Genomic DNA, 16,059 nt, shown 5'->3' with positions numbered 1-16,059 from the left:
GCGGCCGAGCGGGACCGCGAGACCGCCGCCGCCCTGGGCCGGGCCGAACTGGCCGCGGCCCGCGCCGCCGACGCCGCCCAGTCCGCTGAGGCGGCCTGGGCCGCGGAACGGGCGGCGGCCGAGGCCCTCGGCGCCGAGCCGAGGCTCGTCGAACTCCTCGAAGCCCCGGCACCGCTGAGCGCCGAGGAGCTGGACCGGGCCGCCGAGGCGCTGGGCGAGCTCCTGGAGCGGCGGATCACCGAGGCCGAGCGGCGGCTGTTCGACCTGCGCACCGCGGCCGCCGAGGACTCCCGCATCCTCGCGGCCCTCGGCGACGGCGGGCTGCTCCCGCCCGGGCCGGACGTCCTGGCCACCGTCGAGTTTCTCGGCGAACACGGCATCCCCGCCCTGCCCGGCTGGCGCTATCTCGCCCAGTCCGTGCCCCCCGCCGACCACGCCTCCGTCCTCGCCGCGCACCCCGAGCTCGTCGACGGCGTCGTCATCACCGACACCGACAGCTACGCCCGTGCCCGCGAACTCCTCGCCGACGCTTCGCTGCTGCCCCGTTCCGCCGTGGCCGTCGGCACCTCCGCCGCGCTGCTGGCCCCCGCGTCCTTTGGCCCGGACGAGGCCCCCGGCGCCCGCGGCGTCTTCCTCGTCCCGCCCAACCCGGCGATGCACGACGAGGGCGCCGCCGACGGCGAGCGGCACGCCCTGCGCGAGCGGGCCTCAGGCCGGGAGGAGGAGATCCGGGCCCTGGCCGCCCGGCTCTCCGGCGACCGCGCCCTGGCCGCCCGTCTCGCCTCCTGGCGGGCCGGCTGCCCGGGCGGGCGCCTCGCGGAGCTGACCGAGGCCGCGGCCTCGGCCCGCGACGCGGCCGACGAGGCGGTGGACCACCACACCCGCACCGCGGCCGACCGTGCCGAAGCCCAGCAGGCCGCCGCCGAGGCGGCCGCCCTCCGCGAGGAACGTCAGGAGGCCGCCGCCCGGGCCCGCCGCTCCGCCGACGCTCTGGCGGGCCTCGCCTTCCGCCTGCGGGAACGCGCCGCCTGGCAGGCCCGGTTGCGGGAACTGGCCGACGACGCGGCCGAGGCCCAGGGCCGGGCGGCCGCCTGCCTGGAGCGGGCCCGGGCCGCCGACGAGGACCGGCGCGCCGCCCAGCGGGCCGCCGACGACGCCCACCGCACCGCCCGCGCCCTGCGCGCCGAGCGCGCCGAGATCGCCGGTGCCCCGGACGAACTGCCGGACACCGCCACCGAAGGCGCCGCCGACGCGCCGGCCGCCTCGTTGCCCGCGCTGCGCGAGGCCTACCGCTCCGCCTCCCAGCTCTATGACAAGGTCGGCGTCGGCGCCGACCTGCGGGCCGAACAGGCCCGTGCCGAGAGCGACGAGGGCGCGGCCCTCGCCGAGCTGGAACGCCTCGCCAAGAAGGTCCGCACCCGTGCCGAGCAGTTGCTCGGGACGGCCGAGGGCGCCGACGGCCCCGCCCGGCAGGCGGCCGCCGCCCGCGCCGAGGAGGCCGTCCAGCTCCTGGAGTCCCGCGCCGCCGACGCCAGCGAACAACTCGGCCGGCTGCGCGGCGAGGCCGAGCGGCTCGCCCCGCCGGAGGGCACCGCCCACGCCGAGCTCGAGGAGGACCGCCGTCCCGGCAGTGCCGAGGAGGCCCAGACGCTGCTGCGCACAGCCAACTCCGAACTGGCCTCCCGTACCGATGCGTTGGAGACCGCCCGCGCCGCCCACGAGGACCTCCTGCACGCGCACCGTGCCGCCGAGGACGCGGCGGCCGCCTTCGAGGAGACCGCCGCGCTCCTGCGTGACCTGCTGCGCGACCCCGCCCCGGCCGATCCCGACGAGCCCCCGGCGGAGCCCTACCCGGGGGCTCCGGCCGAGGCCCGCCGCGCCGCCGCGGAGGCCCGCCGTTCGCTGCGCGGCTGTGCCGCCGACCTCGCCGCCGCGGACACGGCCGTGCGGGAGGCGAGCGACGTCCTGGTCCGGCACGCCAACTCCGCCCGCTACGAGTCCGTCCGCACGCCCGCCCGCCAGCAGATCCGCGAACTCCCGGCCGCCGCGCTGCCCGACCACGCCGCGGCCTGGGCCGAGGCCTTCGCCCCCCGGCTGCGTGTGCTCACCGACGAGCTGGACCAGCTGGAACGCAACCGGGACAGCATCGTGGACCGGCTGCGGGGCCTGACCGAGTCCGCGCTGGCCACCCTGCGCTCGGCACAGCGCCTCTCCCGGCTGCCCGAGGGTCTGGGCGAGTGGTCCGGGCAGGAGTTCCTGCGCATCCGCTTCGACGACCCGGACCAGGCCACCCTCACCGAGCGCCTGGGCGAGGTCATCGACGAGGCGACCCGCGCGGCGGTCCGCAAGAACACCGACCTGCGCCGGGACGGCATGACCCTGCTGCTGCGCGGGGTGCACGCGGCCCTCCAGCCCCGCGGGGTGAGTGTGGAGATTCTGAAACCCGACGCCGTCCTGCGCGCCGAGCGTGTCCCCGTCGGCCAGATGGGCGACGTCTTCTCCGGCGGGCAGCTCCTCACCGCCGCCATCGCGCTCTACTGCACGATGGCGGCACTGCGCAGCCACGACCGCGGCCGGGACAAACACCGGCACGCGGGCACGCTGTTCCTGGACAACCCGATCGGCCGTGCCAACGCCACCTACCTGCTGGAGCTGCAACGTGCCGTCGCCGACGCCCTCGGCGTCCAGCTCCTGTACACCACGGGGCTGTTCGACACCACGGCGCTGGCGGAGTTCCCGCTGGTGATCCGGCTGCGCAACGACGCCGACCTGCGCGCCGGGCTGAAGTACATCAGCGTGGAGGAGCACCTGCGTCCCGGTCTGCCCCGTCGGGAGGAGGGGGAGGAGCAGGCCGAGGCGGTGCACGGCGAGATCACCGCGACCCGCATGTTCCGCCGTCCGCCAGAGGAGGCTCAGTCCTCCTGACGGTGGCGGCGCAGGACCCGTTCCCGCGCGACGCTGCTCGGCTCCGACCGCACGCCGTGCCGTTGAATCCACACCTGCCGTGTCACCCACACGTCCAGCACCGTCCAGGTGGCCACCACCGTCCCGGCCACGGCGCTCAGGACGGCCGGAAAGGCGAGCCACACGCCCGCGATCGAGCACAGCACGGCGATCAGGACGAGGACCAGCACGAGGGCGGAGACGATCACCGCGCGCACGGCCGCGCCGCGTACGGGATCGGGCAGCCGCGGTTTGTCGTACATGGACGGTCCTCTCTCGCCCCGTGCCGATGGATGTGCCCGTACCACGCTGTGCTCTACCACAGACCGACCGCGTTATCCCGCCATCATGTGAAACGTCCGGTGGGCGTCGTCCGTTCACGCGTGCCATGGCTCGGACTCATCTACGAGTTCTCCACATCGCAGTAGTAGGCTCGCGCCGTTCACCGGTGGCACGCCTCCGGAACACCGAAAGTGGCCGAAGTCCGTCGCGGGCCGCGGGCGTCGGGGAACGCCGGAACTGACAGAGCACGCCGAGTACAACGCCAGCGCCCGGCGGTGGCGTTGCCGACGTAGGGGAGGCCATGCGCTTTCGCGGGAGCACGATCCGCCGGAAGATCGTGGCGCTGATGCTCGTGCCCCTGGTGACGCTCGTGTGCATCTGGGCGTACGCGACCTACTACACCGGCAGCGACGCCAAGCGGCTGCTCGACAGCTCCCGGATCATGACCGAAATCGGTCGCCCCGCCGAGGAGACGGTCCTGGCCGTCCAGGAGGAACGGCGACAGGTCCTCGTCCACCTCGCCGACCCGCGCCGTTCGGACGCGCTCTCCGAACTGGCCAAGCGGCAGGACCGGACCGACACCGCCGTCACCCGGCTGCGCGAGCAGGCCGCCGCGTTCCGCGGGGACCTCTCCCACGACTCCACCGAGCGTCTCGACGCGCTCCTGACGGAGCTGGACAAACTCCCCGCCGTCCGCGCCGGTGTCGAGCGCAACACCGCCACCCGGGAGAGCGCCTTCGCCTCCTACAACTCCGTCATCGACCCCTGCCACGCGCTGCTCGTCACGCTCCACTCGCTGCACGACGGCAAGCTGGACCGGGAGGGCCGCGCGCTCGTCGGGCTGAGCCGTGCCCGCGAGCTGGTCGCCCGCGAGGACGCGCTCATGGCCGCCGCGCTGGCCGCCGGCCGGGTCACCCAGGCCGAACTGCGCGCCATCTCCGACCGCATCGCCGAACGCGACATGACCTACGTCAACAACCTCGCGGTGCTGCCGGACGAGGACCGGCGACTGTTCAGCGAGTACTGGTCGGGCCCCAACGGCACGACCCTGAGCGAACTGGAGGAGACGGCCGTCGAGGCCGGTCCGCAGCGCGCCCTCGCCGCCGTCAACACCGAACGCTGGGACGCCGCGACCTCCGCCGTCCTCAACGACCTGGAGCGCATGGGCGAGGAGGCCCGCGACCGCTACACCGAACGCGTCGAGCCCGCGGCCGTCTCGGTGCTCGTCCAGGCGGGCATCGCCGGGGTGCTCGGCTTCTGCGGCGTGCTGCTGTCCGTCGTCGTCTCGCTCCGCATCGGCCGCCGTCTCGTCCGCGACCTCGGAACCCTGCGCCGGGAGGCCCACGAGGTCTCCGGGGTCCGGCTGCCCGCCGTCATGCGCCGTCTCGCGGCGGGGGACCAGGTCGACGTGGAGACCGAGGCCCCGCGGCTGGAGTACGGACAGGACGAGATCGGTCAGGCGGGACAGGCGCTCAACACCCTGCAGCGGGCCGCGGTCGAGGCCGCCGTCAAGCAGGCCGAGCTGCGCCGTGGAGTCTCCGAGGTCTTCGTCAACCTGGCCCGCCGCAGCCAGGTGCTGCTGCACCGCCAGCTGGCCCTGCTGGACGTCATGGAGCGCCGCACCGAGGACCCGGACGAGCTCGCGGACCTCTTCCGGCTCGACCACCTGACGACCCGGATGCGGCGGCACGCCGAGGGGCTCGTCATCCTCTCCGGCGCCGCGCCGTCCCGGCAGTGGCGCAAGCCCGTGCGTCTCATGGACGTCGTCCGGGCGGCGGTCGCCGAAGTGGAGGACTACGAGCGCATCGAGATCCGCCGACTCGCCGAACTCGCCGTCGACGGCCCCGCCGTCGCCGATCTCACCCATCTCGTTGCCGAACTCCTGGAGAACGCCACCTCGTTCTCCCCTCCGCACACCGCCGTCCAGGTGCGCGGCCAGCGCGTCGCCAACGGCTTCACGCTGGAGATCCACGACCGGGGCCTCGGCATGACGCCCGAGGCGCTCCTCGAGGCCAACCTGCGGCTGACCGAGACCCCGGAGTTCGAACTCTCCGACACCGACCGGCTCGGGCTGTTCGTGGTCTCCCGGCTGGCCAAGCGCCAGGGGGTGCGGGTGTCGCTGCAGCCCTCGCCCTACGGCGGGACCACGGCCGTCGTCCTCGTCCCCGGCTCGGTCCTCAACGAGACGGACGGCACCGAGGCCGCGCTCGAACCGCGCCACGCCGACGACGGCGACGGCCGGGCCACCCTGACCCGGGTGCCGTCCGCCCCGCCCCGCGACCTCGCCGCCGCGCTCGGCGTGGGCCGCGGGCCGCAGTACCCGGCGGGCCTGTCCGGCAAGGGGCGCCCCGTGGAGCTGGACGGACCCCTGGACCTCGACGCGCTCGACCCGCTGGACGGCCCGGCTCCCGCCGACACGCCCGCCCACGGTATCGGCAGCATCTACCACGCCCTGAGCCAGCGCCACCGCGACAACGCCGAACCGGACGCGGAGCGGGCCGGGACGCGGGAGGCCGACGAGCGCGCGCAGGACCGCCGAGGACGCGGGGCCCGCACCGAACCCGGCCCGGCGTCGGCACCGGGGCCGGACGCGGAGGCCGACGCGGAGCCCCCCGCGGCACTGCCGCGCCGGCGGCCCGGGACGTCCGGCCGCCCCGTCCTCGTCTCCGACCACGGCAGGCCGGTCGGCGAGCCCGACGGGCGCACCCCGCCGCGTCGCGAGGAATCCGGGGGCCCGGCCACCGTCGACGGGCTGCCCCGCCGCCGTCGCCAGGCCCATCTCGCCCGCCAGCTCAAACCCGGGGGCGAGGACCCGGCCGACGGGCCCCGGCCCGCGGCGGGGCCGCGAACCGACCCGGCCGTGGACCGGGACGCAGAGGAGGTCCGTGACCGGATGGCCGCGCTGCAGCGCGGCTGGCGGCGCGGCCGGGAGCACAACGACGGAACGACACCCGAGGGGGACGGTCGATGACCGCACCGAATGCCACAGCCGACAGCGCCGCAGGCGAGGGCGGAGAACTCAACTGGCTGCTCGACGACCTCGTGGGGCGCGTGGGCCACATCCGCAAGGCCCTCGTCCTGTCCGGAGACGGGCTGCCCAGAGGCGCGTCCCAGGATCTCTCCCGCGAGGACGGTGAACACCTCGCGGCGGTGGCCTCCGGGTTCCACAGCCTCGCCAAGGGGGTCGGCCGCCACTTCGGCGTCGGCGGCGTACGGCAGACCGTCATCGAGCTCGACGACGCCTTCCTGTTCGTCACGGCCGCGGGCGACGGCAGCTGCCTCGCGGTCCTCGCCGACGCCGAGTCGGACGTGGGCCTCGTCGCCTACGAGATGACGCTCCTGGTCAAGCGTGTCGGCGTACACCTGGGCACGGCGCCCCGCGCCGATCTGCACGGCGGAGGGTGAAGGCCGGCGGATGACCGACGCCTGGTTCGACGACGCGGCGGGGCCGGTGGTGCGGCCCTACGCCATGACGCGGGGCCGCACGCGCAGCGACGCCCGTCTCCGGCTCGACCTCATCGCGCTCGTCGTCACCGAGGACGGTGCGCTGCGGGACGCCGGGGGCGGCCACCCCGGGGCCGCCGCCGAGCGCCCCTCGGTGGCCGCCCTCGGGCCCGAGCACCTGGCCATCCTGCGCCGCTGCGAGGAGGAACCCCGGTCCGTCGCCGAACTCGCCGCCGACCTCGACCTGCCCGTGGGCGTGGTGAGGGTTCTCATCGGTGACCTCGCGGACGCCGAAGTCGTGCGCGTCACCCGTCCCGTCCCCCCGGCCGAGCTGCCGGACGAGAACATCCTGCGAGAGGTGATCAATGGTCTTCGGGCGCTCTGACCGGCCCGGTGGTACCGATGCGCCGGTCACGTTGAAGATCCTGGTCGCCGGGGGATTCGGGGTGGGCAAGACCACCTTCACCGGCGCGGTCAGCGAGATCCGGCCGCTGCGCACCGAGGAGGCCCTCACGGAGGCCGGCCGGCCGCACGACGACCTCTCGGGCGTCGAGGCGAAGTCCACCACCACCGTCGCCATGGACTTCGGCCGCATCACCCTCGGCGACTCCACCCTGCTCTACCTCTTCGGAACCCCGGGCCAGGACCGGTTCTGGTTCCTGTGGGACGAACTGGCCTCCGGGGCACTGGGCGCCGTCGTGCTCGCCGACACCCGGCGACTGGACGGCAGCTTCGGCGCCGTCGACTACGTCGAGCGCCGCGGGCTGCCCTTCGTCGTGGCCGTCAACTGTTTCGACGGCGCCCGCGTGTACCCCGTCGAGACGGTCCGCACCGCCCTGGACCTCGACCCGCGGGTCCCCGTCGTCCTGTGCGACGCCCGACGCCGGGACTCGGCCCGTGACGTGCTCGTGAACCTCGTCGAGCACGCCCTGCGCGCCCGTACCGCGCAGGGGCGACCCGCCGCCGGGGCCGGGGTCAGAACGCCGCCTTGAACACCCCCGCGGCGATCGCGGCACCGAGCAGCGGACCGACGACCGGCACCCAGGAGTAGGCCCAGTCCGAGGTGCCCTTGTTCGGGATCGGCAGCAGCTGGTGCACGATCCTCGGGCCGAGGTCGCGCGCCGGGTTGATGGCGTAGCCCGTCGGGCCGCCCAGCGACAGGCCGATCCCCACCACCAGGAGCGCGACGATCAGCGTCTGCGTGCCCGACACCCCCAGCCCCTCGGTGAGCCCGAAGGCCAGGATGGGCAGTACCAGCGCCATCGTCGCGATGACCTCGGTGACCAGGTTGATCAACGGACTGCGGATCTCCGGGATCGTGGCGAACCCGCCGAGCGTGGGCTGCGGGTTCTCCGACTCGGCGTTCGCCCGGTACTGGGCCAGATAGGCCAGATAGGCGAGGACGGCGCCCAGGATCGCCCCGATGAGCTGTCCGGCCACGTAGACCGGAACCTTGTCCCAGTCGCCGCCCTGGAGGGCGATACCCAGGGTCACGGCCGGGTTGATGTGCCCACCGGAGAGGGGGCCGGCCGTGTAGGCGCCGGCCATGACGCCGAAGCCCCAGCCGAAGGAGATGACGACCCAGCCGCTGGCCCGCGCCTTCGAGTGATGCAGCGTCACGGCCGCGACGACACCGACGCCGAAGAGCACCAGGATCGCCGTGCCGATGATCTCGCCGATGAAGATGTCGCCGGTTGGATAGTCCATGACCGCTCCTCGCGCAGGCCGTTCACCTGCCCACCAGCATGACCGAACCCGCCCGGATCAGCGCGGTGTGCGGGCCCCGGACGGGTGGCCTCACCCCGGGCTCTCGACGGCGTCCCGGGTGATGGGGAAGTCGAAACGCCGGTGCGGGAACGGCTGGTCCCGATGGGTGAAGTGCCACCACTCCTGCGGCAGGTTCTCGAACCCCTCGGCCTCCATCAGCCGCTTCAGCAGCAGCCGGTTCGCGCGCTGCGCACCGGTCACCTCCGGGTGGAGGGTGCGGGCCTTCGCGTCGAAGCAGTCGTATCCGGTGCCCATGTCCACCGACGTGTCCGGGAAGCGGACCATGCGCGGGGCGAAGCACGGCACCAGCGGCTCACCGGGCACGTAGGACCGCGTGCCGGGTACCGGGCGCGGCACCAGCGTGACGTCCACCGTACCGCCGCTGCTGTGCCCGGAACGCCGCGCGATGTACCCCTCGGTGAAGAGCCGGTGCTTGGGCACACGCGGGTAGAACTCCGCCTTCATCCGCACGTCGCTCCGGTCCAGCGCCCACCGGACGAAGTGGTCGACGGCGCGCTGCGGCCGGTAGCAGTCGTAGGTCTTCAGCCCGTAACCGTGCCGCCGCGCCGCCCGGTGCACCTCCCGCAGCGCCAGCGCCGTCTCCCGCGCCAGCAGGCACCTGCCCTCCCGGTAGCCGTCCACCCGTTCCCCGACGAAGTTGTGCGGACCGGCGTAGCGGATCTCCTGCAGCACGCCGGGCGCCACGTCGGCGAGCGCCACGAAACCCGCGGGCGCGCGCTCCTCCTCCGCTGCCGCCACCGCGTCCGGCACCCCGGACGCGGACACCAGGGCGCCCCACGTCACCATCACCGCCACCACACGTCGCATGGCCGAGGCCGTACCCGCACGCTGCCCCCGGGCAGCCGTCACGCCCGGCGGTTCACCCTCTCGGGCGACGTCCACGCCTCGGGCGACGCCCGCCCCGAGGCGGCGGGCAGGCCGCGCCGCCTGGGTGACAACTCACCGCCGTGAGCCACCGTCCCCGCCGCCCGACAGGTCCGCCCACTCCCGCAGCGCCCAGTCGGACGGTCCCACCAGCACCCAGTACGCCACCGGCCCTCCGGGTACTCGCAGCTCGCTGCGCCCCTCCCGGTCGTGACCGGACCCCTCGCCCGGCACGCCCTCGCGCACGGTGACCCGTCCCCGGCCCCCGGCGTCGCGGCCGTCGTGGAACATCAGATGGGTGCCCGCCCGGGCCACGACGAGCTGGGGGAGCGCAGCCCGCACCCCCGGCCGGACCCGCCGGCCGTCGGCGTCGAGGAACCGGGCGTCCGCGCGCACCCGCGACCGCTGGAGCCAGGCGCCTCCCGTCCCCGGCTCGGACTCCCACCAGCGCGGCGGCGCGTCCCGCCGCAGCAGGACCCCGCCGGGCGTCCGGACCCGGACGACGCCGTCGCGGCCCACCGTCAACAGGACGCGCTGTGACACCACCCGCCACCCTCCGTCCGTGTCCGGCTCCAGCGTCGCCCGGCCGTCCGGCGGCGGGCACCCGTGGCCGCCACCGGACGCGTCGTCCCGTGGCTCGGCCCCGTCCCAGCCCAGGAACACGGCGCCCCCGACGGCCACCCGCACCCGCAGCTCCGAGCGCTCACAGCGCACCAGGCCCCCGCCCGGACCAGCCTCGGCGCCCAGCACCGCACCCGGGGCACGGGCCCGGAGCCGCTTCTCGCCGAGGCGCTCCCCGGCGGCGGCCGCGCGCCGCCCCAGCCACCAGGCCTGTCCCGCACGACCCGTCCCGAGCCGCGCGGCCGACCACCGCAGACCCCCAGCGTCCATGCAGCTCAGACTGCCATTGCCGACGCAGCGCCCGGAACGCGTTCAACCGGTGTTCACCCGAAACACCCCGGACGTTGCACCACATACCGAGGCGCCCCGATATGGGGTGCCGCCCCTGGTGTGGCGCACGCTCACATGGCATCGTCCTGCACAGCCGCGTCACGCGCACACCCCGCCGTGCGCGGAACGCACGCACACCCTCGCGTACCGTCCAGGAGCCGCCCATGACCGCCGCAGCCGCCACGCCCGAGCCCCGCCCCCTGTGGCAGCCGGGACCCGACCGGATCGCCCGCGCCCAGCTCACGCGCTTCCACGCCTGGGCCGCCGGACAGCACGGCGCTCCCGCCCCGGCCCCCGGGGACCCGGCCGCGAGCTACGCCGCGCTGCACCGCTGGTCGGTGGATGAGCTGCCCGCCTTCTGGCAGGCCGTCACCGAGTGGTTCGACGTCCGTTTCGACACGCCCTACGCGAGCGTGCTCGCCGACCGCGACATGCCCGGCGCCACCTGGTTCCCCGGAGCCACCCTCAACTACGCCGAGCACGCGCTGCGCACCGCCGAGGATCCCGCGCGCGCCGGCGACCCGGCACTCCTGCACGTCGACGAGCGTCAGGATCCCCAGGCGGTGACCTGGCGCGAGCTGCGCCGGCAGGTCGCCTCGCTCGCGGCCGAGCTGCGCCGCCTCGGCGTCCGGCCCGGCGACCGGGTCAGCGGCTACCTCCCCAACATCCCGGAGGCGGCGGTGGCCCTCCTGGCCACCGCCGCCGTCGGCGGGGTGTGGACCTCCTGCGCCCCCGACTTCGGCGCCCGCAGCGTCCTGGACCGTTTCCAGCAGGTGGAGCCGGTCGTGCTGTTCACCGTCGACGGCTACCGCTACGGCGGCAAGGAGCACCACCGCGCCGACACGGTCGCCGAGCTCCGCGCGGAGCTCCCCACCCTCCGGGCCGTCGTCCACGTCCCGCTGCTGGGCACCCCCGCACCCGACGGTGCCCTCACCTGGGACTCGCTCACGTCATCGGACGTCGACCCCGTCTTCGAGCAGGTCCCCTTCGACCATCCCCTGTGGGTGCTCTACTCCTCGGGCACCACCGGGCTGCCGAAGGCCATCGTGCAGTCCCAGGGCGGCATCCTGCTGGAGCACCTCAAGCAGCTCGGCCTCCACTGCGACCTCGGGCCCGGGGACCGCTTCTTCTGGTACACCTCCACCGGCTGGATGATGTGGAACTTCCTCGTCTCCGGCCTGCTCACCGGCACCACCGTCATCACCTATGACGGCAGCCCCGGCTACCCGCACACCGACGCCCAGTGGCACATCGCCGAGCGCACCGGAGCCACCCTCTACGGCACCTCGGCCGCCTACGTCATGGCCTGCCGCAAGGCCGACGTCCACCCCGGCCGCGACTGCGACCTCTCGGCGCTGCGCTGCGTGGCCACGACCGGCTCCCCGCTGCCTCCGGACGGCTTCCGCTGGCTCCACGACGAGGCCGGCGAGGACCTGTGGATCGCCTCGGTCAGCGGCGGCACCGACGTGTGCAGCTGCTTCGCCGGAGCCGTGCCCACCCTCCCCGTCCACATCGGTGAGCTCCAGGCCCCCTGCCTCGGCACCGACCTGCAGTCCTGGGACCCGCACGGCAAGCCCCTCGTCGACGAGGTGGGCGAGCTGGTCGTCACCAACCCGATGCCCTCCATGCCGGTCCGCTTCTGGAACGATCCGGACGGCACCCGCTACCGCGAGAGCTACTTCGAGATGTTTCCCGGCGTCTGGCGCCACGGCGACTGGATCACCCTCACCGGCCGCGGCTCCGTCGTCATCCACGGCCGTTCGGACTCCACCCTCAACCGGCAGGGCGTCCGCATGGGTTCGGCCGACATCTACGAGGCCGTCGAGCGGCTGCCGGAGATCCGGGAGTCCCTCGTGATCGGTGTGGAGGAGCCCGAGGGCGGATACTGGATGCCGCTCTTCGTCCACCTGGCCGAGGGCGCGGTCCTCGACGACGACCTGCGCGACCGGGTCAAGCGGACGATCCGCGGCCAACTCTCCCCGCGCCACGTGCCGGACGAGATCATCGAGATCCCCGCCGTCCCGCACACCCTCACCGGCAAGCGTCTCGAGGTTCCCGTCAAGCGGCTCCTCCAGGGCACCCCGCTGGAGAAGGCCGTGAACCCGGGGTCCGTGGACGACGTGGAGCTGCTGCGCGTCTACGAGCGTCTCGGCCGGGAACGCGCGGCGCGATGAAGCCGCTGTCAGTCCCCCCGGTTACGGTGAGTGAACATCTGACCACCGTAGCCGGGGGGCCTCATGGACAGCCGAACCCACAAGAAGACGGACCGCTTCCACGGAAGCACGACGGCGGCAGCACCAGCGGCGGCGCTCACGGTCGCCGAATCCGCGTCGGCTCCGTCCCGGTGCCGGTCCTGGCGACGCCTGCGCCGCGCGGAGCGGCGCGCGCTGCGCCGCGAGGCCGCGAGCACCGTCGCCGTCCTGGCCCGGGCCCGCGACTTCGCGGCCATGCGGCGCTACCGGAGCTTCCCCCACCGGGACCACGCCGGGTACCTGCGCTCCGTTCACGACCTGCTGCGGTCCCTGCGCGGGCAGGGCGTTCACGCGCGGGTCGCCCTCTTCGAGCCCTCCGGGTTCCGGCGGTTCTGCGCGGCTGCCGGCCTGGACGCCGACACCTCGCGCAGCCGGGCGCGTTACACCGCCGAGGTCGCCGCCACGGGGCCGAGCCTGTCCTACGACGGCGAGCCCGTGCGTGAGCTCCTGTCACGGCTGCTGAACGGCGCCGACGTGGCCGACACCGCCCGGCGTCCGACGGCCCTGGGCCGCCGTCACCTCGAGCCGACGCTCTGCGCCGAGGCCGACCACCGCGCGCGATCGGCACTGGCTCACGTGCTGACAGCGGCCGGAGCCGGGGAGCACCACCTCGTGTGCAGCGTCACCCCACCCACCCCCAACCCCGCGCTGCCACTCGTCGCGGCCCTGCCGCTCAGCGGCGACAGCCCGGGTCCGGGGGACGAGAGCGACGAGACACCCACGCGGCTGTTCACCGTCGTGCTGGCCGCCGGGCTCGGCACCGGAAGCGCCGGGGGCGTGGTGCTGCGCACCACCCGGGGCGGCCACCAGACGGTCCGGGGCTGGCGGTTGGCGAACGGCTGGCTCCAACCGCTCACGGAAGCGGAGGTGTTCACCGCCTACTGCACCGACCCGGCCACCGGCGAGCCCGTCCCACCGGAGCCCGGGGTCGCCTACCGCCCGGGATTCCCCCTGCCACCGCCTTAGCGGCGGAGGCGGCCCGCGCTACTCGCCGGACAGCACGGCCTGTGCCGCCCGGCGTGCCTCCTCGGCACTCTCGGCGGCGCGGGCCGCGGCCGCCGCCCGCTCGCACTGGGCCAGCGTGTGCTGGGCCAGAGTCGCGCGGACGTAGGGGATGGCGGACGCCCCCATGGACAGGCTCGTGACACCCAGCCCCGTCAACACGCAGGCCAACGTGGGATCGGAGGCCGCCTCACCGCACACTCCGCAGCTCTTGCCCTCCGCCTTGGCCGCCTCCGCGGAGAGCGAGACGAGGTCGAGCAGCGCGGGATGCCACGGGTCGTGCAGCCGCGCCACCGCCCCCACCTGCCGGTCGGCGGCGAAGGTGTACTGCGCGAGGTCGTTCGTGCCCAACGAGAGGAACTCCACTTCCTGCAGCACGGAACGGGCCCGCAGCGCCGCCGCGGGGATCTCCACCATCGCCCCGAACTTGGCCCGCAGACCGGCCTCCCGGCAGGCGTCCGCGAACGCCTTCGCATCGGCCCGGTCGGCCACCATGGGCGCCATGACCTCCAGATACACGGGCAGCCCCTCGGCCGCCCGGGCCAGCGCGGTGAGCTGGGTCCGCAGCACCTCCGGGTGGTCGAGTAGCGTCCGCAGCCCTCGCACGCCCAACGCGGGATTCGGCTCCTCGGCCGGCGTCAGGAAATCCAGGGGCTTGTCGGCGCCGGCGTCGAGGACGCGCACCACCACCCGGCCTTCCGGGAACGCCTCCAGCACCTCCCGGTAGGCGGCGACCTGCCGGTCCTCGGACGGCGCGCGGGTGCCGTCGTCCAGGAACAGGAACTCCGTCCGGAAGAGGCCGACCCCCTCGGCCCCGGCCGCCACCGCCGCCGCCACGTCCCCCGGGCCACCGATGTTCGCGAGCAGCGGCACCTTGTGCCCGTCTGACGTCGCGCCCGGCCCCTTGGCCGCTTCGAGGGCGGCCCTGCGCTCCTCGGCGTCCCGGGACAGCGCGGCCTGCTCGTTCTCGTCGGGATTGACGACCACCTCCCCGGTGCTGCCGTCCACGGCGACGACAAGGCCCTCCGCCAGCTCGACGGCTCCGGGCAGGGCCACCACTGCGGGTACGCCGAGCGCCCGCGCCAGAATGGCGCTGTGGCTGGTCGGCCCGCCCTCCTCGGTGACGAACCCGAGCACGAGAGACGGGTCCAGCAGCGCCGTGTCGGCCGGAGCCAGGTCGCGCGCGATCAGCACGTAGGGCTCGTCGCTGTCGGGCACACCCGGCATGGGAACGCCCAGCAGCCGTGCCACGATCCGGTTGCGCACGTCGTCCAGGTCCGCGACGCGCCCGGCCAGGTATTCCCCGGCCCCGGCGAGAAGCGCCCGGTAGGCGGCGAACGCGTCGTAGACGGCCCGCTCGGCGGTGCTGCCCACCGTGATCCGGCTCTCGACGTCGGCCATCAGCTCGGGGTCCTGGGCCATCAAGGCCTGCGCTTCCAGGACCGCCTGCGCCTCGCCGCCGGCCAGGTTGCCGCGCGCGACGAGATCCGCCGCAACAGCGTCAACCGCCTGCCGGGCCCGCTGCCGCTCCCGTGGGCCCTCGTCGGCGCTGATCCGCTGGGCCGGGGGCTCCAGCACGGCCGTCCCCATGTGCCGTACCTCGCCGATGGCGACGCCATGACTTACGCCGACGCCCTGAAGCTTGGTGTCCATCCTGGTCTCCGAATCGACACGGCAGGTCACGCGGCCTGCCGCCGTGGGGTCTCTCCTGCGGATCTCTCCTGTGTCACCGAGCGTCGCCGCCCGGCGCCTCCCCGGTCAGTTCCAGGTGAACAACACGTCCCCGGAGCGCAGCTCGACGCCCCCGTCCACCAGGTCCGCGAGCGCGTCCCGGGTGGCCTCCAGGGCCACCACGGGGCTCACCGGTGACTTGCCCGCCGCCTCCACCGCCGTCGGGTCCCAGCGCACGAGGGGATCCCCACGGAGAACGCTGTCGCCCTTGGCAGCGAGCAGTTCGAACCCGGTGCCACCGAGTTGCACCGTGTCGATGCCCAGGTGCACGAGCACGCCGTGGCCTTCGGCGTCGACCACGACGAAGGCATGGGCATGCAGGGAGACGAGAAGTCCGTCGACCGGGGCCAACGCCTGGCAGGGCTCCCGCAGCGGGTCGACGGCGGTACCGGGGCCGACCATGGCACCAGAGAAGACCGGATCCGGCACCTCCCCGAGTCCGATGACACGTCCTGCCAGTGGGGACGTCACGGTGGTCATGGAAGCCTCCCAGGAGCCGGGGGTCGCTCGGCCGCCGCCGTCCGTTCCGCACGGCGCACCGTTCAGAAGCGTAAGACATCCCAACTGTCCCGACTCGTCCACGCGCGATTTGCATGCCTCACAGACCCCGCTGTAGTGTCAACCCCTCTGCTCGACACCAACGGTGCGGGCAACCTTCCGATTGATCCACCGCAATCCGTCGTGCGGATTCCCCTTGCTTCTTCAGCCAGGTGGAATTCGGGCCGGAAAACGTCTGGTAAAGTCGGAGACACCGAAGGGAAGCGCCCGGAGGAAACCCGGAAGGGAATCCGAAGGAAGCGTC

General features: G+C 74.3%; 12 protein-coding genes and 1 pseudogene. 7 read left to right on the top strand and 6 right to left on the bottom strand.

Annotation, left to right across the window (positions count from 1 at the left end; translation table 11 throughout):
- Window positions 1–2,925, top strand: a pseudogene (locus HPT28_RS25310) (hypothetical protein); the annotation flags it as partial.
- Here the strand turns inward: HPT28_RS25310 and HPT28_RS25305 are convergent.
- Window positions 2,913–3,206, bottom strand: a complete 294-nt coding sequence (locus HPT28_RS25305; RefSeq protein WP_219094109.1) for a hypothetical protein — start codon at window positions 3,204–3,206, stop codon at window positions 2,913–2,915. The pseudogene HPT28_RS25310 and the gene HPT28_RS25305 overlap by 13 nt on opposite strands.
- 320 nt (window positions 3,207–3,526) lie before the next feature.
- Between HPT28_RS25305 and HPT28_RS25300 the strand changes: the two genes are divergently transcribed.
- Genes HPT28_RS25300 through HPT28_RS25285 form a run of 4 tightly spaced genes read left to right on the top strand, consistent with a single transcriptional unit; the run spans window position 3,527 to window position 7,661 of the window.
- Window positions 3,527–6,196 (top strand): nitrate- and nitrite sensing domain-containing protein, encoded by a 2,670-nt coding sequence (locus tag HPT28_RS25300; protein WP_219094107.1) that lies wholly within the window; start codon window positions 3,527–3,529, stop codon window positions 6,194–6,196.
- Window positions 6,193–6,630, top strand: a complete 438-nt coding sequence (locus HPT28_RS25295; RefSeq protein ID WP_219094105.1) for a roadblock/LC7 domain-containing protein — start codon at window positions 6,193–6,195, stop codon at window positions 6,628–6,630. Before HPT28_RS25300 ends, HPT28_RS25295 begins: the two co-directional genes overlap by 4 nt.
- Window positions 6,631–6,640: 10 nt before the next feature.
- Complete coding sequence (locus HPT28_RS25290; protein ID WP_219094103.1) at window positions 6,641–7,054, top strand: DUF742 domain-containing protein; 414 nt, start codon at window positions 6,641–6,643, stop codon at window positions 7,052–7,054.
- Entirely contained in the window at window positions 7,035–7,661 is a 627-nt protein-coding gene (locus HPT28_RS25285) for an ATP/GTP-binding protein (protein WP_219094101.1), read from the top strand. The genes HPT28_RS25290 and HPT28_RS25285 overlap by 20 nt, the downstream gene beginning before the upstream one ends.
- Here the strand turns inward: HPT28_RS25285 and HPT28_RS25280 are convergent.
- From HPT28_RS25280 to HPT28_RS25270, 3 genes are all read right to left on the bottom strand, one after another.
- Window positions 7,645–8,376 carry an MIP/aquaporin family protein gene (locus HPT28_RS25280; RefSeq protein ID WP_219094099.1) on the bottom strand — a complete coding sequence of 244 codons (732 nt, stop codon included), beginning with the start codon at window positions 8,374–8,376 and terminating at the stop codon, window positions 7,645–7,647. The two genes, HPT28_RS25285 and HPT28_RS25280, sit on opposite strands and share 17 nt — an antisense overlap.
- A 90-nt stretch (window positions 8,377–8,466) precedes the next feature.
- Window positions 8,467–9,264 (bottom strand): M15 family metallopeptidase, encoded by a 798-nt coding sequence (locus tag HPT28_RS25275; protein ID WP_219094097.1) that lies wholly within the window; start codon window positions 9,262–9,264, stop codon window positions 8,467–8,469.
- Window positions 9,265–9,396: 132 nt separating this feature from the next.
- Window positions 9,397–10,212 (bottom strand): hypothetical protein, encoded by an 816-nt coding sequence (locus HPT28_RS25270; RefSeq protein ID WP_219094095.1) that lies wholly within the window; start codon window positions 10,210–10,212, stop codon window positions 9,397–9,399.
- 224 nt (window positions 10,213–10,436) lie between these two features.
- Between HPT28_RS25270 and HPT28_RS25265 the strand changes: the two genes are divergently transcribed.
- Both HPT28_RS25265 and HPT28_RS25260 read left to right on the top strand, forming a co-directional pair.
- Window positions 10,437–12,446: an acetoacetate--CoA ligase gene (locus HPT28_RS25265; protein WP_219094093.1), complete on the top strand. Its 2,010-nt coding sequence runs from the start codon at window positions 10,437–10,439 to the stop codon at window positions 12,444–12,446.
- Window positions 12,447–12,509: 63 nt separating this feature from the next.
- Window positions 12,510–13,490, top strand: a complete 981-nt coding sequence (locus HPT28_RS25260) for a hypothetical protein (RefSeq protein ID WP_257579417.1) — start codon at window positions 12,510–12,512, stop codon at window positions 13,488–13,490.
- 18 nt (window positions 13,491–13,508) lie between these two features.
- Here the strand turns inward: HPT28_RS25260 and ptsP are convergent, their stop codons facing one another.
- Together ptsP and HPT28_RS25250 are read right to left on the bottom strand one after the other, a co-directional pair.
- Window positions 13,509–15,179, bottom strand: coding sequence for a phosphoenolpyruvate--protein phosphotransferase (gene ptsP / locus HPT28_RS25255; protein WP_219094091.1), 1,671 nt, complete (start codon window positions 15,177–15,179; stop codon window positions 13,509–13,511).
- 105 nt (window positions 15,180–15,284) lie between these two features.
- Window positions 15,285–15,737, bottom strand: coding sequence for a PTS glucose transporter subunit IIA (locus tag HPT28_RS25250; protein ID WP_219094089.1), 453 nt, complete (start codon window positions 15,735–15,737; stop codon window positions 15,285–15,287).
- Window positions 15,738–16,059 lie beyond the last annotated feature (322 nt).

This window comes from Streptomyces sp. JJ38 (assembly GCF_019303475.1).
Classification (GTDB): domain Bacteria; phylum Actinomycetota; class Actinomycetes; order Streptomycetales; family Streptomycetaceae; genus Streptomyces.
Note: the sequence above shows the minus strand (reverse complement) of the source record. Positions and strands in the feature narration are given on the sequence as shown.

Excerpts from the sequence above, each read along its gene's own strand:
- HPT28_RS25275 (WP_219094097.1), bottom strand. The coding sequence starts at position 9,264 with ATGCGACGTGTGGTGGCGGTGATGGTGACGTGGGGCGCCCTGGTGTCC.
- HPT28_RS25250 (WP_219094089.1), bottom strand. The coding sequence starts at position 15,737 with ATGACCACCGTGACGTCCCCACTGGCAGGACGTGTCATCGGACTCGGG.
- HPT28_RS25270 (WP_219094095.1), bottom strand. The coding sequence starts at position 10,212 with ATGGACGCTGGGGGTCTGCGGTGGTCGGCCGCGCGGCTCGGGACGGGT.
- HPT28_RS25290 (WP_219094103.1), top strand. The coding sequence starts at position 6,641 with ATGACCGACGCCTGGTTCGACGACGCGGCGGGGCCGGTGGTGCGGCCC.
- ptsP (WP_219094091.1), bottom strand. The coding sequence starts at position 15,179 with ATGGACACCAAGCTTCAGGGCGTCGGCGTAAGTCATGGCGTCGCCATC.
- HPT28_RS25260 (WP_257579417.1), top strand. The coding sequence starts at position 12,510 with ATGGACAGCCGAACCCACAAGAAGACGGACCGCTTCCACGGAAGCACG.
- HPT28_RS25305 (WP_219094109.1), bottom strand. The coding sequence starts at position 3,206 with ATGTACGACAAACCGCGGCTGCCCGATCCCGTACGCGGCGCGGCCGTG.
- HPT28_RS25300 (WP_219094107.1), top strand. The coding sequence starts at position 3,527 with ATGCGCTTTCGCGGGAGCACGATCCGCCGGAAGATCGTGGCGCTGATG.
- HPT28_RS25280 (WP_219094099.1), bottom strand. The coding sequence starts at position 8,376 with ATGGACTATCCAACCGGCGACATCTTCATCGGCGAGATCATCGGCACG.
- HPT28_RS25285 (WP_219094101.1), top strand. The coding sequence starts at position 7,035 with ATGGTCTTCGGGCGCTCTGACCGGCCCGGTGGTACCGATGCGCCGGTC.
- HPT28_RS25295 (WP_219094105.1), top strand. The coding sequence starts at position 6,193 with ATGACCGCACCGAATGCCACAGCCGACAGCGCCGCAGGCGAGGGCGGA.
- HPT28_RS25265 (WP_219094093.1), top strand. The coding sequence starts at position 10,437 with ATGACCGCCGCAGCCGCCACGCCCGAGCCCCGCCCCCTGTGGCAGCCG.